Source organism: Micromonospora purpureochromogenes, from assembly GCF_900091515.1.
GTDB lineage: Bacteria > Actinomycetota > Actinomycetes > Mycobacteriales > Micromonosporaceae > Micromonospora > Micromonospora purpureochromogenes.
The window spans coordinates 6,336,694-6,355,625 of record NZ_LT607410.1 but is presented as its reverse complement, the minus strand read 5'-3'; the positions used below and the strand labels follow the sequence as shown (position 1 = coordinate 6,355,625).

Annotated in this window: 16 protein-coding genes; 10 read left to right on the top strand and 6 right to left on the bottom strand. The window is 74.3% G+C overall.

The features are described from left to right. The first annotated feature begins 106 nt into the window (after window positions 1–106). Together upp and GA0074696_RS28940 are read left to right on the top strand one after the other, a co-directional pair. Complete coding sequence (gene upp / locus GA0074696_RS28945; protein WP_088964014.1) at window positions 107–739, top strand: uracil phosphoribosyltransferase; 633 nt, start codon at window positions 107–109, stop codon at window positions 737–739. 73 nt (window positions 740–812) lie between these two features. Beyond that, a complete protein-coding gene (locus GA0074696_RS28940; RefSeq protein WP_088964013.1) occupies window positions 813–1,490 on the top strand; it encodes a GOLPH3/VPS74 family protein in 678 nt (225 codons plus the stop codon). A gap of 94 nt (window positions 1,491–1,584) precedes the next feature. Here GA0074696_RS28940 and GA0074696_RS28935 read toward each other — a convergent pair whose 3' ends face one another. Both GA0074696_RS28935 and GA0074696_RS28930 read right to left on the bottom strand, forming a co-directional pair. Beyond that, on the bottom strand, window positions 1,585–3,252 hold the full coding sequence (locus GA0074696_RS28935; protein WP_088964012.1) for a phospho-sugar mutase: 1,668 nt from the start codon (window positions 3,250–3,252) through the stop codon (window positions 1,585–1,587). A 49-nt stretch (window positions 3,253–3,301) separates the two neighbouring features. Further along, complete coding sequence (locus tag GA0074696_RS28930; protein WP_088964011.1) at window positions 3,302–5,404, bottom strand: serine/threonine-protein kinase; 2,103 nt, start codon at window positions 5,402–5,404, stop codon at window positions 3,302–3,304. Between the two features lie 194 nt (window positions 5,405–5,598). Between GA0074696_RS28930 and GA0074696_RS28925 the strand changes: the two genes are divergently transcribed. Both GA0074696_RS28925 and GA0074696_RS28920 read left to right on the top strand, forming a co-directional pair. Continuing rightward, window positions 5,599–7,182 (top strand): acyl-CoA mutase large subunit family protein, encoded by a 1,584-nt coding sequence (locus GA0074696_RS28925; RefSeq protein WP_088964010.1) that lies wholly within the window; start codon window positions 5,599–5,601, stop codon window positions 7,180–7,182. Window positions 7,183–7,798: 616 nt separating this feature from the next. Beyond that, the gene (locus tag GA0074696_RS28920; RefSeq protein WP_088964009.1) at window positions 7,799–9,058 is read left to right on the top strand and encodes an amidohydrolase; all 1,260 of its coding nucleotides are present in this window, start codon (window positions 7,799–7,801) and stop codon (window positions 9,056–9,058) included. On the opposite strand, the gene GA0074696_RS28915 is transcribed toward GA0074696_RS28920, so the two are convergent. Further along, the gene (locus GA0074696_RS28915; RefSeq protein WP_088964008.1) at window positions 9,015–9,977 is read right to left on the bottom strand and encodes a DUF4349 domain-containing protein; all 963 of its coding nucleotides are present in this window, start codon (window positions 9,975–9,977) and stop codon (window positions 9,015–9,017) included. The two genes, GA0074696_RS28920 and GA0074696_RS28915, sit on opposite strands and share 44 nt — an antisense overlap. A gap of 120 nt (window positions 9,978–10,097) precedes the next feature. Between GA0074696_RS28915 and GA0074696_RS28910 the strand changes: the two genes are divergently transcribed. The 4 genes from GA0074696_RS28910 to GA0074696_RS28895 all read left to right on the top strand — a co-directional run bounded on the left by GA0074696_RS28910 (window position 10,098) and on the right by GA0074696_RS28895 (window position 13,596). After that, on the top strand, window positions 10,098–10,727 hold the full coding sequence (locus tag GA0074696_RS28910) for an MBL fold metallo-hydrolase (RefSeq protein WP_088964007.1): 630 nt from the start codon (window positions 10,098–10,100) through the stop codon (window positions 10,725–10,727). A 4-nt stretch (window positions 10,728–10,731) separates the two neighbouring features. After that, window positions 10,732–11,673 (top strand): hypothetical protein, encoded by a 942-nt coding sequence (locus tag GA0074696_RS28905; RefSeq protein WP_088964006.1) that lies wholly within the window; start codon window positions 10,732–10,734, stop codon window positions 11,671–11,673. A gap of 31 nt (window positions 11,674–11,704) precedes the next feature. Next, window positions 11,705–12,454, top strand: a complete 750-nt coding sequence (locus GA0074696_RS28900) for an SCO6745 family protein (RefSeq protein WP_088964876.1) — start codon at window positions 11,705–11,707, stop codon at window positions 12,452–12,454. A 179-nt stretch (window positions 12,455–12,633) separates the two neighbouring features. After that, window positions 12,634–13,596, top strand: coding sequence for a GNAT family N-acetyltransferase (locus GA0074696_RS28895; protein ID WP_088964005.1), 963 nt, complete (start codon window positions 12,634–12,636; stop codon window positions 13,594–13,596). Between the two features lie 72 nt (window positions 13,597–13,668). Here GA0074696_RS28895 and GA0074696_RS28890 read toward each other — a convergent pair whose 3' ends face one another. Then, window positions 13,669–14,124, bottom strand: coding sequence for a gamma-glutamylcyclotransferase (locus GA0074696_RS28890; protein WP_088964004.1), 456 nt, complete (start codon window positions 14,122–14,124; stop codon window positions 13,669–13,671). Window positions 14,125–14,230: 106 nt separating this feature from the next. On the opposite strand from GA0074696_RS28890, the gene GA0074696_RS28885 reads away from it, so the two are divergent. Next, complete coding sequence (locus tag GA0074696_RS28885; protein WP_088964003.1) at window positions 14,231–15,634, top strand: NAD(P)H-quinone dehydrogenase; 1,404 nt, start codon at window positions 14,231–14,233, stop codon at window positions 15,632–15,634. Here the strand turns inward: GA0074696_RS28885 and GA0074696_RS28880 are convergent. Together GA0074696_RS28880 and GA0074696_RS28875 are read right to left on the bottom strand one after the other, a co-directional pair. Continuing rightward, window positions 15,612–16,274, bottom strand: coding sequence for a DUF998 domain-containing protein (locus GA0074696_RS28880; protein WP_088964002.1), 663 nt, complete (start codon window positions 16,272–16,274; stop codon window positions 15,612–15,614). The genes GA0074696_RS28885 and GA0074696_RS28880 overlap by 23 nt on opposite strands. 284 nt (window positions 16,275–16,558) lie before the next feature. Next, window positions 16,559–17,164, bottom strand: coding sequence for a DedA family protein (locus GA0074696_RS28875; RefSeq protein ID WP_088964875.1), 606 nt, complete (start codon window positions 17,162–17,164; stop codon window positions 16,559–16,561). A 526-nt stretch (window positions 17,165–17,690) separates the two neighbouring features. On the opposite strand from GA0074696_RS28875, the gene thrS reads away from it, so the two are divergent. Continuing rightward, entirely contained in the window at window positions 17,691–18,932 is a 1,242-nt protein-coding gene (gene thrS, locus GA0074696_RS28870; RefSeq protein WP_088964001.1) for a threonine--tRNA ligase, read from the top strand.

Sequence of the window (18,932 nt, the reverse complement as noted above, 5' to 3'; positions counted from 1 at the left end):
TGATCATGGTCACGCCGGCTCTGCCGGCGCCGCCGGACGTGAGCGGGGTCGCTGGTCACCCCGCACTCGCACTGCGGGCGCGGGCGGACCGGTAGGTTGAGCGATCGTGGACGTACACGTCATTGACCACCCGCTCGCCCAGTCCCGGCTGACCGCCATGCGGGACGCCCGCACCGACTCGTCGTCGTTCCGGGCCGCGCTGCACGAACTCACCACCATGCTGGTGTACGAGGCCGCGCGCACCTTCCCGGTCGAGAAGTACCCGGTGCAGACCCCGGTCACCGGCACGGAGGGCACGAGGCTGGCCAACCCGCCGCTGCTGGTGCCGGTGCTGCGGGCCGGTCTGGGTATGGCCGACGCCGCGCTCGGCCTGCTGCCGGAGTCCTCGATGGGCTTCGTCGGCCTGGCCCGGGACGAGGAGACGTACGAGCCGCGCGCGTACATGGAGTCGCTGCCCCGGGATCTGGCCGGCCAGCCGGTGCTGGTGCTCGACCCGATGCTGGCCACCGGTGGTTCGCTGGAGCACTCCTGCCGGCTGCTGGCCGACCGGGGCTGCACCGACATCACCGTGCTCTGCGTGCTCGCCGCGCCGGTCGGCATCGCCCGGCTGGAGCAGTCCGGCCTGCCGTTGCGCCTGGTCACCGCGTCGATCGACGAGGGGCTCAACGACAAGATGTTCATCGTGCCGGGCCTCGGCGACGCCGGCGACCGGCAGTTCGGCGGCATGCCCCGGTTCTGAGCCGGTCACCGTCCGGGACGGATCTCGGCGGGTCGGCGCGCGGGTGAGCGCGCAACCGCTACCGTCTCGGGCCATGACTGGTGTTGCGCTCGCCGAAGAGCTGCTGCTGCTGGCGTACGACGACGAGACCGGCCGGGCGACCATGCCCCGGATCAGCCTCGACCTGGGGATGGCCGCCGCCGTCCTGGTCGAGCTGGCCCTGGCCGGGCGGATCGCGTACGCCGACGGGTCCCTGACGGTGACCGACCCGACGCCGGTCGGCGAGCCGATCATCGACGGGGTGCTCGGCCGGATGGCGGCCGACACCCCGCACAGCCCGTCCTCCTGGGTGCAGCGGCTGCGGCACGGCCTGCGCGACCGGATCCTCGGTGACCTGGTCGCCCGGGGCGTGGTCCGGGACGTCGAGGAGACCGAGCTGGGCTTCATCGTGGTGCACCGCTACCCGGTGGCGGACGCCTCGGTGGAGGACGACAGCCGGCGGCGGCTGGCCGAGGCGCTCGCCGGCGGGCAGCTGCCCGACGAGCGGACCGCCGCGCTGGCCACCCTGGTCGCGGTGCTGCGGATGGAGCCGGCGCTCGGCCTGACCGGCGACGCCGCCACCGACGCCCGCCGCCGGCTGGAGGAGATCGCCGGCGGCGCCGGCTTCTCCGGCAACGTCAGCCTCGACGACTCGGTCGTCCGCCCTTCCGTCGGCCTGGTGGTCGCCGCCCTCGCCCGGGCCGTCGACCAGGCCCTCGGCAAGCGCGCCTGACACCCCCGGCCCCGCCTCGTTGATCAAGAGGTTTGCGTCACCCGCAAGCGCTTTCCGGACGCAAACCTCTTGATCAACTCGGTGAGCGGGGCGGTCATAGGCCGAGGGCCGCCGCGATCTCGGTGCGTAGCGCGGTCACGGCGGACTGGGCACGGGTGCGGGCCGCGGCGACGTCGCCGTCGACGACCGCCTCCACCACCTCCAGGTACGCCTTGAGCTTCGGCTCGGTGCCCGAGGGGCGGATCACCACCCGGGCGGCGTCGGTCCGCAGGATCACCACGTCGGAGGCGGGGAGCAGGTCCTCCGCCTCGCCCACCGGCTGCCCGAGCAGGGTGCTCGGGGTGGCCGCCCGGATCCGGGCCATCGCGGTGGCGATCTCCCGCAGGTCGTCGACCCGTACCGAGAGCTGGTCGGTGTGGTGCACGCCGAACTCGGCGGCCAACTCGTCCAGCCGGTCGGTCAGCGTCCGGCCCTGCGCCTTGAGGCCGGCGGCCAGTTCGGCGACGGTCAGCGCGGCGGTGATGCCGTCCTTGTCCCGGACGTGCTCCGGGGCGACGCAGTAGCCCAGCGCCTCCTCGTACCCGAACACCAGCGGGTGCGCCCCACCACCGGCCCGGACGATCCACTTGAACCCGGTCAGCGTCTCGTCGTACGGCAGGCCCCGCGCCGCGCACATCGCCCGCAGCAGCGACGACGAGACGATCGTGGTGGCGTACAGGCCGGTGACGCCCCGCCGCATCAGGTGATCGGCGAGCAGGGCACCCACCTCGTCGCCGCGCAGCATCCGCCAGCCCGTCCCACCGTCGCGGACGACCACCGCGCACCGGTCCGCGTCCGGGTCGTTGGCGATGGCGATGTCGGCGCCGGTCGAGTCGGCGAGCGCGACCAGCCGGTCCACCGCGCCCGGCTCCTCCGGGTTGGGAAAGTGCACGGTCGGGAAGGCCGGGTCCGGCTCGGCCTGCTCCGGCACCACCCCGGGCACCGGGAAGCCGGCGCGGGCGAAGGCGGCGGTCAGCACCGCCGCGCCGACCCCGTGCAGCGGCGTGTACGCCACCGCCAGGTCGCGCGGGCCGTCCGGCGAGACGACCGCGGCGGCCCGCTGGACGTACGACGCCACCAGGTCGTCGCCGAGCACCTGACCGGCCGGGCCGAGCGGCACCTCCGCCAGCGGGCCGACCGCCCGGATGGCCGACTCGATCCCCGCGTCGGCCGGCGGCACGATCTGCGCCCCCGCGCCGAGCGCCCCACCGAGCTGGGCGCCGAGGTAGACCTTGTAGCCGTTGTCCTGCGGCGGGTTGTGGCTGGCGGTGACCATCACCCCGGCGACCGCGTCGAGGTGCCGCACCGCGTACGCCAGCACCGGGGTGGGCAGCGGCCGGGGCAGCAGCAGCGCCGGCCGGCCCGCGCCGGTGGCCACCTGGGCGGTGCGCTCGGCGAACTCCCGCGAACCGTGCCGGGCGTCGTACCCGATCACCAGCGGACCCTCGCCGCCCTGGGCGGCGAGCCAGCCGACCAGCCCGGCCGCGGCCTGGGTCACCACGGCGAGGTTCATGCCGTTGGGGCCGGCGCGCAGCGGGCCGCGCAGCCCGGCGGTGCCGAAGGTCAGCGGCCCGGCGAACCGGTCGACCAGCTCCGGCGCGCTCGCCGGCAGCTGGTCGAGCACCGCGCGGAGCTCGTCCCGGCTGGCCGGGTCGGGATCGTCGTCGAGCCAACGCCGGGCCCGGTCGCGAATGTCGTCAAGGTCAGTGGTTTCCGCCGCCATTGCCTATGGATAGCACGGCGGCGGATCACCACGCCCCGGTGGCCTCGACTCAGCTGGCCGCCGTGAGCTGGAACGACTTCACCATCTCGTCGAAGATCGGCTTGCTCTCGGCGAACTTGGCGTCGGTGGCGGAGAGGTAGAACGAGTACATCTTCCCGTCGCTGAGCACGCCCCGCCACACGCCGTGGCGCTTGGCGTCACCGTCGCCGCAGGTGTACTCGAACTGGACGCCCGGCTTGCCGGCGGTGTCCTGCTCGTCCATGGCGACCCGCTCGTAGGGATCGCCGCAGCTGGTGCTCTTGGTCTGCAGGAAGTTCTGGGCGCTCTCCGCCCACCGGGTCGGGGTGCCCTTCCACTTCTCGGCGAGGATGCGGACCTTGCGGCCGTCGTCCTGCGGGTCCACGTAGTCGACGTAGGAGCCGCCGGCCGCCTTCTTCCAGCCCTTGGGCACCATCACCCGCACGCCCCTGGCGTTGTGCTCCTGCATCTCAGGCAGTTCGCCGCCGGCCGCCGGCGCGCTCGGCTGGACCTGCGCCGGCGTACCGGGCTCCGGGTCGCCGCCGCCGAACATCGCGATCATGCCGATCAGCAGCACCACCGCCAGGCCGCCGGCCGCCGCGAGCTGGAGCTTGCGGGGCCAGCCCTGCACCGTGGCGACCAGCTTGCCGCCGGTGCCCCTGACCTTGCCGAGCGCGCCACCGCCGGGGGCCCCGGCCGGCGCGGTGGTCGCCGAGGTCCACGGCTGGCCGGTGCCCGGCACCGACCACTGGCCCCCGCCGTAGACCGGCTGGGTGGCCTCCGGCGCGCCGCCGTACACCGGCTGGGTCGCGTCGACGTGACTGCCGATCCGCTGGGTGGCGTCGGAGCGCCCGCCGCCGATCCGCTGGGTGGCGTCCGGGTGGCCGCCGATCCGCTGGGTCGCGTCCGGGTGCCCGGTGCTGAACCGCTGGGTGGCCTCCGGTGCCCCGCCGTACGTGGTGCCCGGCGGGCGGCCCGCCGAGGGCATCGCGCCGGTCGGGGTGTGCAGCGGGCCGGCCAGCGCGTCGGCGCTGGTGTCGTCGAGCCCGGCGGCGGACGCGGCCTGGCTCGGCCGCTCGCCCCGGCGCAGCGCGGCCAGCCGGTCGGTCAGCGACTCGCCGGGACCCAGCATGGCCCGGCCGCCGATCTGCCCGCTGGGCTTGGGCTCCGGCTCGGCCGCCGGGGGCGGCGTCGACGGGCGCTGCACCGGCACCACGGCGTACGGGTCGGTGACCGAGTTGACCGCGGTGGCGGTGCTGGTCAGTGGCCCGGCGAGCAGCTCGCGGAGCATCGCCCGGGCGGTGTGCACGTCGAGGCGGCGGCCCGGGTCCTTCTCCAGCAGACCCATCAGCACTCGGGTCAGCGGCCCGCTGCGCTGCGGCGGGGCCGGCGGGTCCTCGACCACGGCGTGCATGGTCTCGATCGGGTCGCCCTTGTCGAACGGCGGCCGGCCCTCCACGGCGGTGTAGAGCGTCACGCCCAGGGAGAACAGGTCGCTCGGCGGCCCGAACTCCTGGCCCATGGCCCGCTCCGGGGAGATGAAGTGCGGCGAGCCGAGCACCATCCCGGGGGTGGTGAGCTGGACGTCGGTGGGCATCCGGGCCACCCCGAAGTCGGTCAGCACGCAGCGGCCGTCGGTGCAGATCAGCACGTTGGCCGGCTTGACGTCGCGGTGCAGCACACCGTTGGCGTGCGCCACCTCCAGCGCGCCGAGCAGCGCGATGCCGATCTTGGCGACCGCGCGGGGCGCGACCGGCCCGTCCTCGATCACCATGTCGGCGAGGCTGCGCGCGTCCAGCAGCTCCATCACGATCCACGGCCGGCCGGCCTCGGTGACCACGTCGTACACCTGGACCACGGCCGGGTGCTGGATGGCCGCGGCGGCGCGGGCCTCGCGCAGGGTGCGCTCGTACATGGCGTCCCGGTCGCTGGGGGCCAGCCCCGGGGGGAGGACGACCTCCTTGACCGCCACGTCGCGCCGCAGCAGCGTGTCGGTGGCACGCCAGACCGTGCCCATGCCGCCGTTGCCCACCGCGGACCGCAGCGAGTAGCGGCCACCGATGATCGTGCCGGGTGCCGCGCGTCCGTTGGGAGGACTGACCGGTCCGCCGCTCCACGTCGGGATCTGAGTCACAGAAAAGCCACCGGGGGATATCGAGGGGGCTGGGACACAACCCCCCTATCTTGCTGGTTCCGACGCCCGATGCGAAACCCGACGCGGCGCACCTTTGCTTACCGGACCGTACGTGCCCGCGCGCTCACCTGCCGTCGACCGGGTGTGCGCTATCCCTCACCCATCGACACGCTCGCGCGTCCTACCATCCGGTGATGAGCGAACGGCGGTCCAGCGAGTCCGGTTTCCCCATCAAGGGCGTCTACACGGCGGCCGACCTCCCCGAGGAGCTGGAGACCCGGCTGGGCGGCCCCGGGGAGTTTCCGTACACCCGTGGGGTCTACCCCACCATGTACACGTCCCGCCCGTGGACCATGCGGCAGTACGCCGGCTTCGGCACCGCCACCGAGTCCAACGGCCGCTACCACCAGCTGCTGCGGGCCGGCACGATGGGGCTGTCGGTCGCCTTCGACCTGCCCACCCAGATGGGCTACGACTCCGACGACCCGATCGCGCACGGCGAGGTGGGCAAGGTCGGGGTGGCCATCGACTCGATCGAGGACATGCGGATGCTCTTCGACGGCATCCCGCTGGACAAGGTCTCCACCTCGATGACCATCAACGCGCCCGGCTCGGTGCTGCTGCTGCTCTACCAGCTCGTCGCCGAGGAGGCCGGGGTCGCCGGCTCCGCGCTCAACGGCACCATCCAGAACGACATCCTCAAGGAGTACATCGCCCGGGGGACGTACATCTTCCCGCCGAAGCCCTCGCTGCGGCTGGTGGCCGACACGTTCGGCTACTGCCGCAAGGAGGTGCCGAAGTGGAACACCATCTCCATCTCCGGCTACCACATGGCCGAGGCCGGCGCGACGCCCGCGCAGGAGATCGCGTTCACCCTGGCCAACGGCGTCGAGTACGTCCGCGCCGCGCTGGCGGCCGGGCTGGCCGTGGACGACTTCGCGCCCCGGCTGTCGTTCTTCTTCGTCGCCCGTACGACGCTGCTGGAGGAGGTGGCGAAGTTCCGCGCCGCCCGGCGGATCTGGGCCCGGCTGATGCGCGACGACTTCGGCGCCAAGGACCCGAAGTCGATGATGCTGCGCTTCCACACCCAGACCGCCGGCGTGCAGCTCACCGCCCAGCAGCCCGAGGTCAACCTGGTCCGGGTCGCGGTGCAGGGGCTGGGCGCGGTGCTCGGCGGCACGCAGTCGCTGCACACCAACAGCTTCGACGAGGCGATCGCGCTGCCCACCGAGAAGGCGGCCCGGTTGGCGCTGCGTACCCAGCAGGTGCTGGCGTACGAGACGGACCTGACCGCCACCGTGGACCCGTTCGCCGGGTCGTACGTGGTGGAGGCGATGACCGCCGAGATCGAGGCGGCGGCGGTGGAGCTGATGGACCGGGTGGCCGACCACGGCTCGGCGGTGGACGCCATCGAGGCGGGCTTCCAGAAGCGCGAGATCGAGCAGTCCGCGTACCGGATCGCCCAGGAGATCGACTCGGGCGAGCGGGTGGTGGTCGGCCTCAACCGGTTCACCGTCGACGAGGAGGAGCCGTACGAGCCGCTGCGGGTGGACCCGACGATCGAGGCCGCCCAGGCGTCCCGGCTGGCCCGGCTGCGCGCCGAGCGGGACAACGACGCGGTCGAGCGGGCGCTGGCGGAGCTGCGCGCCGCGGCCGAGGGCACCGAGAACGTGCTCTACCCGATGAAGGAGGCGCTGCGGGCCCGGGCCACGGTCGGCGAGGTCTGCGGGACGCTGCGCCAGGTCTGGGGGACGTACCGGCCCAGCGACCGCTTCTGACCAGCGCGTGAACGGCGGCCTCCGCCGGTGCCTCCCGGGGCGCCGGCGGGGGCCGCCGTCGTGAGCGGTCGGGGTCGACAGGGGTCGTCAGGGGTGCCCCGCCGGAGCTACGGTCGGTGCAGGTACCGGTGCGGCACGGAGTTCCTCGAGGCTCCCCTGGGCGCCCGGGCAGCGTGGCCTTCCGGGCGGGCGTGTGCCGCGTGGGTTCCTGGGTAACCCGGACGGGTGAACGGGACGGACAGCGTGTCCGGCCGCGCGCGGGACGACCGTGTCACCGTCGGGAGTCGCCTGGTCGCCGGCTGTCGTCGGTTAATTGTCCGAGCGGCAGTTAATCGCCGCGACTAATGCGACAATTCGGAACGACGGCCCCGGATCGACGCCGATTTCGCGACCGCCCAATCGGTTACGCGTTGTAGGAGGTGTGGGGCAGATGACGGCGTTCGAACGCGATCTACCTGCTGTCCCGCAGATATTCGAGCCCTCTCACCAGGGCTTACGTGACGCTGTGCGGTCCGATCACTACCGTAACGAGGTTGCCCAGCGTCACCGTCGGAGGTCTAGGCTGTCTGCTGTCCTCCCCGATGATCCGTCCATTCCTAGTGATCGAGAATTCGACGTGACGAGTGCGTTGACGCTGCCGAACGGCAGCCAGCTGGCGTCGTCCTGGCCGGAGGCGCCATCCGGGTCCCAGCCCCTGCCCTACGAGCTCGACCATCTGCTCGCCCTGCGGGTACCCGGCCTCATCGCCACCCGTCGCCACATCCACTCCCACCCGGAGCTCTCGGGCGAGGAGTTCGAGACGGCGGCGCTGATCGCGCGGGAGCTCTCCCTGGCCGGCCTGCACCCGCGGCTGCTGCCCAAGGGCAACGGGGTTATCTGCGACATCGACGGCCGCCCGGACGGGCCGGTCATCGCGCTGCGTGCCGACATCGACGCGCTGCCGCTGACCGACGTCAAGGACGTGTCGTACCGGTCCACGGTGGAGGGCGTCTGCCACGCCTGCGGCCACGACGTGCACACCACGGTGATGCTCGGCGTCGGCATGCTGCTGGCCCAGCTCGCCGACGCCGGCCAGCTCGACGGCCGGGTACGGCTGATCTTCCAGCCGGCCGAGGAGATCCTGCCCTGCGGCTCGCTGGAGGTCATCGAGGCCGGCGGCCTCGAGGACGTGGTCCAGATCTTCGCCGTGCACTGCGACCCCAACCTGCCGGTGGGCAAGGTCGGCCTGCGGGTCGGCCCGATCACCGCCGCCGCCGACAACGTCACCGTCCGGCTCACCGGCCCGGGCGGGCACACCGCCCGGCCGCACCTGACGGTCGACCTGGTCGACGCGCTCGGCCGGCTGGTCACCGAGGTGCCGGCGCTGGTGAGTCGTCGGGTGCCGGCCAACAGCGGGCTGCTGCTGGTGTTCGGCCACGCCTCAGCCGGCACCCGGTACAACGTCATCCCGTCCGAGGCGTGCGCCTCGGGCACCCTGCGGGTGATGGACCGCGACACCTGGGAACTGGCTCCCAAGATCGTCGCTCAGGTGGTGCGGGACGTCATCGCGCCCACCGGCGCCACGGTCGACCTGGAATACCTGCGCGGCCGTCCGCCGGTGAGCAACGACGCCCGTGCCATCGGGGTCCTCACCGCCGCCACCGCCGCGGCGCTCGGCCCCGAGGGGATCGCCGAGACGCCGCAGAGCATGGGCGGCGAGGACTTCTCCTGGTACCTGGAGTACGTCCCCGGCGCGTTGGCCCGCCTCGGCGTCGGCCGGTCCGGGCCCAACGTGGACCTGCACCGGGCGTCGTTCGACGTCGACGAGCGGGCCATCCCCGCCGGGGTGCGCCTCATGGTCCAGACCGCGCTGCGGGCACTGGCGGCGGTGCGGTAGGCGCCGGCGGACGCGGCGTGCCGACCGGCATGGTGGGCGGCGCCGGTGGCGCGGGCCGTCCCCGACGCCGCCGGCGCAGCACGGCCAGGAACACCACCAGGGGTACGCCGAACGCCAGCAGCCAGGGCAGCACCGCCCCGAGCACGGTCAGCAGGATGGTCATCGAGGCGACGAAGACCTTCCAGCCGCCGCGCAGCCCGACCATGAAGCCCGTCTCGGTCTCCTCCTCGGCCGTCGAGGCGTCCATCCCGACGAACGTCACCGTGATCGTGGAGAGCGCGGTCAGGTCGGCCAGTCGACGCTTCTTCGCCTCCAGCGAGGCGAGGTCGGCCTCCCGCCGGGACACCTCGTCCTCCAGCGACACCAGCTCCGGGATCGAGGTGGCCCGGGACAGCAGCTTGCGGGCACTGTCCACCCGGGCCCGCTGGGTGGCGATCCGGGCGTCCAGGTCGACCGTCTCCTCGGTGACGTCCTGCGTCTTCACCTCCCGGCGCTGCTGCCTGCCGTACGTCGCCAGCTCGTCGATGAGGGCGGTGAACTTCGCCGCCGGCACCCGCAGCTCCAGCTCCGCCTCGGCGTCGGCGGCCACACTGCGCCGGTTGTCGCCGCCGACGAACCCGCCGGCCGCGACCACCGCGGCAACCGCCCGGCGGGCGGCACCCTCCACGTCGTCCACCTGCACCCGCATCGTTCCGGTGTAGATGATCGACCGTTGGTCCACTCGCAGGTCCGGCGCGCCCGCGCCGGCCTTGCCCTGCTCGGCCGCCCCACCCGCCGGCGCCCCGCCGGCCGGGGCCTCGGCCGCCGAGTCACCCGACGAGTTCGAGCGGTCCGCCGCTCCGCAACCGGCCAGCAGCAACGCCGCCAGCCCCAGCGCCGCCAGGGCCCTGCCCCGGCGTCGTGTCGTGTGTCTGTCCATCCCCGCTCCGTCCTCTGACTACCCCGGTCCCGGGGCGATAGCTCGGACGCGACGCGACACCGCGCCGGTTCCGGCAGACTGCGCTGAGGACGTCACGATTCGATAATCGAGGAGTCACGTATGCAACTCACCAAGTACGCCCACTCCTGCCTCCGGCTGGAGCACGACGGGGGAGTGCTCGTCGTGGACCCCGGGGTGCTCAGCGAGCCGGCGGCGCTGGACGGGGTGGACGCGGTGCTGATCACCCACGAGCATCCGGACCACGTGAACGTCGAGGCGGTGACCCGGGCGCTGGAGCGCCGCCCGTTCACCGTCAACGGCCCGGCCTCGCTCGCCGGCGTCCTGGGCGACGCCGCGGAGGCGCTGACCGTGGTCGCCCCCGGGGAGTCGTTCACCGCCGCCGGCGTGGCGGTCCGCGCCTACGGCGGCCAGCACGCCGTCATCCACCCCGACATCCCCGTCGTGCAGAACATCGGCTACCTGTTCAACGACGTCGTCTACCACCCGGGGGACGCGCTGTTCGTGCCGGACGACGTCCAGGTGGACACCCTCTTCGCGCCGATCCACGCGCCCTGGTCGAAGTTCTCCGAGGTGGTCGACTTCATCCGGGCGGTCGCGCCGCGCCGCGCGTACGCCCTGCACGACGGGCTGCTCAACGACAACGGGTTCGCCGTCCTCGACCGGCAGTACACGGCCCTGTCCGGGACCGACTACCGGCGGCTGGAACCGGGCAGCCGGATCGACGCCTGAAGCCGTGCCCGCGCTCCCCTCCGACCTGGTCCAGCGGCTGTACCGCACGCCACCGGACCGGTTCGTCGCCGCCCGGGACGCCGCCGTCGCCGAGGCCCGCCGGGCCGGTGACGCCGCCGGCGCCCGCCAGATCGCCCGGCTCAAGCGCCCCACCGTGGCGGCCTGGCTGGTCAACCTGCTCGCCCTCGAACGCCCCGAACTGGTCGCCGACCTGGCCCAGCTCGCCGACGCGCTGCGCACCGCCCAGCGGGACCTGAAGGGGCCGAAGCTGCGCGAGCTCTCCGCCCAGCGGCGCGCGGTCGTCGCCGCGCTGGTCGCCGAGGTGCGCCGGATCGCGGCCCGCAACCCGGACGCCCCGTCGACCGGGAAGCTGCCGCTGGGCGAGGTGGAGGCCACCCTCAACGCGGCGCTCGCCGACGCCGAGGTGGCCGAGCAGGTCCGTGCCGGCACCCTGCTGCGGGCCGTCCACTACGCCGGCTTCGGCGAGGTGCCCCGGCCGCAGCTGCGGCTGGTCACCGGTGGGGCGGAGGAGCCGCCACGGGCACCGGACCGGGCGGCGGAGCGGGCCGGGGAGCGCCGGGCGCGCGACGAGCGGGCGGCGGAGCGGGCCGCCCGGGCCGAGCGCGCGAAACGGCGCCGGGCGCTGGAACGGGAGCTGGCGTCGGCGCGTACCGAACAGGGGCGGGCGGAGAAGGAGCTGGACGGCGCGGCGGCGGCCGAGCGGGACGGCGGCGCCGCGCTCGAGGAGATCGAGGCCGAACTGGCCGAACTGGAGCGTCGCCGGGCCGCCGCCGAGCAGGAGCTGAGCCGGTCCAAACTGGCCCGCCGGGCCGCCGAACGATCGCTCACCGCCGCGCGCCGCCGTAGCGGCGAGGTGGAGGCGGCGATCGAGGCGCTGGACGCCGAAGAGGAGGATGTCGCCAGCGGTGACGGCGAGGCACACTGAGCGCGATGGATGCGTGCAGCGGGCGGTCGGGATGACGCCGGAACAGGTGGCAGCCGCCAGCAAGCCCGCCGTGCTCGAACTGGGCGAGTTGTTCAGCCGCTGCCCGGGGACGCTGCGCCGGGCGCGGCTGCTGGGCATCTCCGGCTGGGCCTTCTACATCACCGGGCGGGCCGGCGCGCTCGGCGACGTCCGCGCGGAGACCGTCGCCGCCGCGGTCGGCTTCATCGCCCCGGACGCGGTCGCCGACGGCTGGGACGCCGCCGCCCGGGTGGTCCGGCCGCTGGAGGTGGCCAACGCCAACCTCGCCGAGTGCTGCCGCTGGGGTGCCCAGCACCTGGACGACCTGCCCGGGATGCCCCGGCTGGCCGCGCTGCTGGAGCGGGTGGTCACCGCGGCGGACGCCACCGGGATGCCGCTCTTCGCCGCCTGGCGGGCGATGCCGGTGCCGCAGCACGCCGCCGGCGCCCGCGCCGCGGTGGCGCTGCTGCTGCTCCGCGAGCACTTCACCGGGGCGTACCTGCTGGCGGTGCGGGCGGCCGGGATGACCCCGCTGGAGGCGGTGCTCGCCGGCCCGGAGGGGGAGGCGGGGGCGTCGGCCTGCGGCTGGTCGCCGCCGTACCCGCCGGTCGGCCCGCTGGTGCGGCGGCGGCTCTGGGCCGAGGCGATGACCGACCGGTTGACCGCCACCGCCTTCCGCACCTTGCGCCCGGGGGAGGGTGCGGAGCTGGTGGAACTGCTCACCGCCACCCGGGCCCTGCTGGCCGGCACTCCCGCGCGCTGACCGCCGCCGGTCTCCGGGTCGCAGGCGGACGGTCGCCCCCGGGGCCGGGTAGTCGACTCCGTCCGCTGCGTGTCGCGGTGTCGTGCGGGCCGGACACCGCGACAAGCCGCACAGCGAGTGGATCACGCGGCGGAAAAAACCGGCGGCGCGGGACCCGCCCGCCCTGCCAGGATCGCGCCGTGACGCTTCCCGCCGGTTGGACCGCCCGCCGCCCCACCCTCGACGACGTCCCCGCCATCCTCGCCGTGGTGCACGCCGCCGACACCTTCGCCGTCGGTTACCCGGACTTCGACGCCGAGGACGTCCGGGCCGCGCTGACCGCCCCCTTCTTCGACCCCGCCCGCGACTCCTGGCTGGTCACCGACCCCGACGGGACGGTCGTCGCCTGGACGGCGGTGGACAACCCGACCGGGGTGGGCCGCGACTTCGTCGAGGTCTACGTCGACCCGGAGCGCGGCGCGGACCTGCGCGCCCCGCTGCTGGCCCGGATGCTCGACCGGGTCGCCGAGCGGGCCGCCGAGCGGGACCTGCCCGCGCTGACCGTCCGGTCCACGGTCTTCCCGCCGGAGACCCGCTGGGCGACGGAACTGGCCGAGGCCGGCTTCACCCGGGTCAAGCGGTACGTGCGGATGACCCGCTCGTTGGCCGGGCTCCCCGCCGAGCCGCCGCCCCCGCCGGGGGTGACCGTGCGCCCGCTGCGCGCCAACGACGAGGCGGACCTGCGCCTGTTCCACCGGATCTTCGACACCGCGTTCCGGGACACCCCGGACTACGAGCCGGTCGGCTTCGACCGCTGGCGGGAGCAACTCCCGGCGTCCGGCAAGGTCTGGGACGAGTGGTTCGTGGCCGAGGTCGACGGCGAGCCGGCCGGCGCGCTGCAATCCTCCGACCAGGCGCTGGATCAGGACATGGGCTGGGTCCGCACGCTGTCGGTGCTGCCCGCGTACCGGCGGCGCGGGGTGGGCGCGGCGCTGCTGTGGCGGGCTTTCACCGGGTACGCCACCAAGGGCCGCGCCGCCGCCGGGCTCGGCGTGGACCTGACCAACCCGACCGCCCCGATGACCCTCTACCGCTCGGTGGGGCTGGCCGAGGTGCGCTGGACCGACATGTACGAGCGGATCGTCCCCGCCGCCGGTGTGTGATGGGCGACGCCGCCCGGGGCCGGCGGTGACGGTCCGTGGCGTCGGGAGCAGACTGGAGGCGTGCGATACGCGCTACGCCGACGCGGTGCCGGTGGGGCGGGACCGCAGCTCGGTGACGTAGTCGTCCGGCGCGCCCGCCTTCTCGGCGGCGTTCGCGATCTCCGACAGGTACCAGGAGGTCGGCAGGCCACCCTCGTACCCGTCGAAGACGTAGACCCACGCGGTGACGTCGCCGTCCAGGGCCGAGACGCGGACGTGCAGCTTGCGGTACGTGCCGGCGGTCACGCCCTCGAGCTCGTCGAGTTGCGCGGCGTCGTACGGGTGGATGTCGTACAGCGCCACGAAGACCCGGTCACCCGGGGACTCGACGACGGTGCTGACGGAGCCCTCCCAGCCGATCACGTCCTCGCCCGCGAAGGTCAGCCGCCAGCCCTCCAGCCAGCCGGTGCCCACCATCGGCGAATGCGGACAGTAGGCGCGCATCCGGGCGGGGTCCAGGTTTGAGCCGTAGGCGGCGTAGTGACGCACGGCGATGACGATAGCCCGGCCGGCGGGTGGGGGAGAATACGACGGTGCGTGTCGGACACGTTCGGGAGAAGAAAGTCACTGTGAACATCGACGAGGGGCGTGCGCTGTGAGCCGGATCGTGATCATCGGCGGGGGACCGGCCGGCTACGAGGCGGCGCTGGTCGCCGCCCAGCTGGACGCCGACGTCACCGTGGTGGAGGCCGAGGGGGCCGGCGGCGCCTGCGTGCTCTCCGACTGTGTCCCGTCGAAGACGTTCATCGCCAGCTCACAGGTGGTCACCGGCTACCGGGACACCGAGGAGTTCGGGGTGCACTCCGACGGGCTGGAGGCGGTCACCGTCGACGCCCGCGCGGTCCACGAGCGGGTGAAGCGGCTCGCCCTGGCCCAGTCCGACGACATCCACACCAAGCTGGTCAAGGCCGGGGTGGCCTTCGTGGCCGGGACCGCCCGGCTGGGCGAGGACACGCTCGGTCACACCCACCGGGTGATCGTCACCCCGGCCGACGGTGGCGCCGAGCAGTCGATCGCCGCGTCGACCGTCCTGGTCGCCACCGGCGCCACCCCGCGCCAGCTGCCCACCGCCGTGCCCGACGGCGAGCGGATCCTGACCTGGCGGCAGGTGTACGACCTCCCCGAGCTGCCCGAGCACCTGATCGTGGTCGGCTCCGGCGTCACCGGCGCCGAGTTCGCCAGCGCCTACCTGGCGATGGGCGTCCAGGTCACCCTCGTCTCCAGCCGGGACCGGGTGATGCCGCACGAGGACGCGGACGCGGCGATGGCCATCGAGCGGGTGTTCCGCAACCGGGGCATGAGCATCCTCAACAACTCCCGGGCGGACGCGGTCCGCCGCACCGACGACGGCGTCGAGGTCCAGCTCTCCGACGGCCGGCTCGTGTCCGGCTCGCACGCGCTGATCGCCGTCGGCTCGATCCCCAACACCGCCGACCTGGGGCTGGCGGAGTACGGCGTCGAGCTGGCCCGGGGCGGTTACGTCACCGTCGACCGGGTCTCGCGCACCAACGTCCCCGGCATCTACGCGGCCGGCGACTGCACCGGCGTGCTGCCGCTGGCCAGCGTCGCCGCGATGCAGGGCCGGATCGCGATGTGGCACGCGCTCGGCGAGGCGGTCCGGCCGCTGCGGCTGCGTACCGTGGCGGCGAACGTCTTCACCGACCCGGAGCTGGCCACGGTCGGCGTCTCCCAGGACGAGGTGGACGCCGGCAAGGTGCCTGCCCGTCAGGTGATGCTGCCGCTGTCCGGCAACGCCCGGGCGAAGATGGACGACCTGGCCGACGGCTTCGTGAAGTTGTTCTGCCGCCCGGCCAGCGGCCAGGTGGTCGGCGGCGTGGTGGTGGCGCCCAAGGCGAGCGAGCTGATCCTGCCGATCACCATGGCGGTGGAGAACAACCTGACCGTCAACGAACTGGCCCAGACCATCACGATCTATCCGTCGCTGTCCGGGTCGATCACCGAGGCGGCCCGCCAGCTCATGCTCCACGAGCTGGAGTGATTCCCGGGGCTCCGGGCCGGCCCGCCGGCCCGGCGCTGCCCGGTCCCCGGCCACCCCGGCGGACCAGTGCGGTGGCGACGACCGCGAGCAGCCCCACCTCGGCCAGGATCAGCAGCCGCTCGGCGAGCCCGATCAGCAGCCGGTCGCCCGGGTAGGCCGACCAGATCATGGCCCCGGCGAGCGCGACGCTGACCAGCGCCAGGGCGCGCAGCCAGGTCGCGGTCCCGGGCAGCGCGTCCCGCCGGGCGAGCAGCCAGCCACCCACCGGTAGCGCCACGAAGGTCACCACGGAGGCGTACCGGTGCAGGTACGCGGCGGCGTCCATGGGCAGGCCGGGCTCGTTGGTGGGCACCACCGCGGCCAGCAACAGCCCGCCGGCCGCGGCGGCGAGCGGCAACTCGCCCACGGTCCCGGACCGGCGGACGCGGCGCACGGCGGGGACCAGCGCGGCGGCGGCGACCGCGAGCGCCACCATCGCCACGTCGATGACGCCGCCCCGGTCGGACACGGCGAAGTCGCTGACGGTCAGCGACCAGGGGTTCAGGTCGTCGTTCACCTCCAGGTGGCCGATCACGGTGAGCAACGCCGCCAGGGCGATCGCGCCGAGGGCCACCAGGCCAAGGTTCCGGGTCGTGGGCATGCCGTCAGCCTGTCGCCGGACCCACCCGAAGCGGATCGGGGACGCCCACCGAGATCGCGGCCGGGGTCCACCCCTAGTGCCGTGCGAATGGAGCGACGGTCCCGCCGGTGGGGAGGCCACGCCGCCGCTGGACGCTACGGACCTGATGACACCAACGACTCACGCCGCGCGATCCGTTGACGTCATCAGATCGGTAGCGCCGGAACGGGCGCCCGCCTCGTGGCGGTGCCGCGTCGTGATGGGCGCCGCGCGGTGACGGGCGCCGAGGCGGAGCGGGGCGGGCGTCAGTCGACGGGTACCTCGGCGCGGGTGCGGGCACTGACCAGCGTCATCGCCCAACCCGCCGCTGCGAACCCGGTCGCCGCCGCGGCCGCGATCAGCGCCAGCCGCCAGGCCGACTCGGTCAGCGCCGTGCCGCCGAGGTGGCCGACCAGGCCGCCGTAGGCCGCCCAACCGGTCGCCGCGGCGCCCTCGTAGAAGAGGAAGAGCCGGTAGGGGTACCGGCTGCGGCCGGCGGAGAAGCAGGCCGCCATCCGGCCGCCGGGCACGAAGCGGCAGAGCAGGATGACCAGCGGACCCGGCTGGCGCAGCCCCCGGGTCACCCGGCCGGCCATCCGGCGGGCCCGGCTCGGCTCGGCGTGCCGGGGTGCGTGCCGGTCGGGGGCGCTGCGGCCGAGCAGGTAGCAGGCCAGGTCACCGGCGAAGACGCCGAGCGCGCCGACGCCGATGGTCACCGGCAGGCTGAGCCCGCCGTAGACGGTCAGCGCGCCGCTGGTGATCATCACGACCTGGGTCGGAATGACCGGCACGAACGCGTCGGCGATCAGCAGGCCGAGCAGCACGACGTACGCCCACGTCGGCGAGGCGACGTCAGTGAGAAGTTCGAGCACGACTGCCACCTCGCCGGTCAAGGCCGATCAGATCCCCCGAGCCTGACGGCGTGTCCGCCGTCACCGGGGACAGGCCCGGCCGGTGGTGACGGTGGACACGACAGGGCCACTTGGGTACAACGACGCAGTTCGCCTGGGGGTGACGGGCGGAACGGGTCGAATCCGGGCGGGATGCGGACGGCGGATCCCCGCTCCTCGGCGTACCGTTGTCGGCGCGCGGCCGCACGCGCGTCGGGCCCCCCGTTCCTGACGAGCCGGCCGCCGCGGGTCGCCGGCAGGTCCCGTGCCGGCGACCCGCCCCTTTTCTCAGTTCGCCCCGCCGCCCATCCGGGCGGCCGGCGGCGCGAGCCGGAAATGCGCTGGCACCGCCGCGCGCCGGGACCGTACCGTCGGGGCATGCGCAGCGCGGTGGTGACCACGACGCCGGGAGACCCCGGCGCGCCGCACTGACGTTCGACGTCGACGAGGCCCCGGGGCGATCCGCCCCGGGGCCTCGCGGCGTCCGTGGCGAGGTCGCTCCCGGGTCATCACCCGTGAGGAGAGCGACATGATCGACCATCGCAGGCTCGGCCGGGAGCTGGACCTGTTCGTCTCCGACCCGCTCGCCGGCGCCGGGCTGCCGATCTGGCTGCCGGCCGGCGCCGCCGCCCGGCACGCGGTCGAGGAGTACGTCCGCGACCTGGAACGACGGGCCGGCTACCAGCACGTCTACTCGCCGCCGCTGGGCAAACGGGAGCTGTTCGCGCTCTCCGGGCACCTCGGCTACTTCGCCGACGACATGTTCCCGCCGCTGCGGCTCAGCGCCGACGACGAGTTCGTGCTGCGGCCGGCGCTCTGCCCGCACCACGCGCTGGTCTACCGGGCGCGCGGCCGCTCCTACCGGGAACTGCCGCTGCGCATCGCCGAGCTGGGCGGGATGTACCGGGCGGAGCGGTCGGGCGTACTGGGCGGCCTGTCCCGGGTCCGCGCCATCTCGCTCAACGACGCGCACAACTTCTGCGCCCTGGACCAGGTCGGCGAGGAGGTGCGGGAGATCCTGCGGCTGATCCGCGAGGCGCACGCCGCGCTCGGCGTCCGCCCGGCCGGGTTCCGGCTGTCGCTGCGCGGGCCGGGGGAGAAGTACGTCGGCGACGACGCCCAGTGGGCGCGGGCCGAGGAACTGCTGCGCGCGGCGCTCGACGGGGTCGACTTCACCGAGGCCCCGGGCGAGGCCGCCTTCTACGGCCCGAAGATCGACATTCAGATCGTCGACGCCGCCGGGCGGGAGTCCACCCTCTCCACCGTCCAGCTCGACTTCGACAAGCCGGAGCGGTTCGACCTGTCGTACACCGACGCGTCCGGCGCCCGGCGGCGGCCGGTGATGGTGCACCGCAGCCTGGTCGGCAGCATGGAACGGCTCTTCGCCTACCTGATCGAGGTGCACCAGGGCGCCTTCCCGCCCTGGTACGCCCCGGTGCAGCTGGTGCTGCTGCCGGTCGACGCCGGGCAGGCGGGGGCGGCGGCGGAACTCGCCCGGCGGGCGGTCGCCGCCGGGCTGCGGGCCGAGGTCGACGCCGGCGGCTCGCTGGGCGCCCGGATCCGCGACGCCGCCCACCGCCGGGTGCCGTACGTCGGGGTGGTGGGCGCCCGGGAGGCGGCCGACGGGTCGGTCTCGCTGCGCCTGCGCGACGGCCGGGGGTTGGCCCCGATGCCCGTCGCGGACGCGCTGGGGCTGGTCGGGGCGGTGGTCGCCGCCCGCTCGACCGACCTGCTGCCGGCCCCCGCCTGA

Bases quoted from the DNA above. Each gene is read 5' to 3' on its own strand.
- GA0074696_RS28935 (WP_088964012.1), bottom strand. From the start codon at position 3,252: ATGGCGGCGGAAACCACTGACCTTGACGACATTCGCGACCGGGCCCGG.
- GA0074696_RS28915 (WP_088964008.1), bottom strand. From the start codon at position 9,977: ATGGACAGACACACGACACGACGCCGGGGCAGGGCCCTGGCGGCGCTG.
- GA0074696_RS28880 (WP_088964002.1), bottom strand. From the start codon at position 16,274: ATGCCCACGACCCGGAACCTTGGCCTGGTGGCCCTCGGCGCGATCGCC.
- GA0074696_RS28900 (WP_088964876.1), top strand. From the start codon at position 11,705: ATGACGCCGGAACAGGTGGCAGCCGCCAGCAAGCCCGCCGTGCTCGAA.
- GA0074696_RS28925 (WP_088964010.1), top strand. From the start codon at position 5,599: ATGAGCGAACGGCGGTCCAGCGAGTCCGGTTTCCCCATCAAGGGCGTC.
- GA0074696_RS28910 (WP_088964007.1), top strand. From the start codon at position 10,098: ATGCAACTCACCAAGTACGCCCACTCCTGCCTCCGGCTGGAGCACGAC.
- GA0074696_RS28940 (WP_088964013.1), top strand. From the start codon at position 813: ATGACTGGTGTTGCGCTCGCCGAAGAGCTGCTGCTGCTGGCGTACGAC.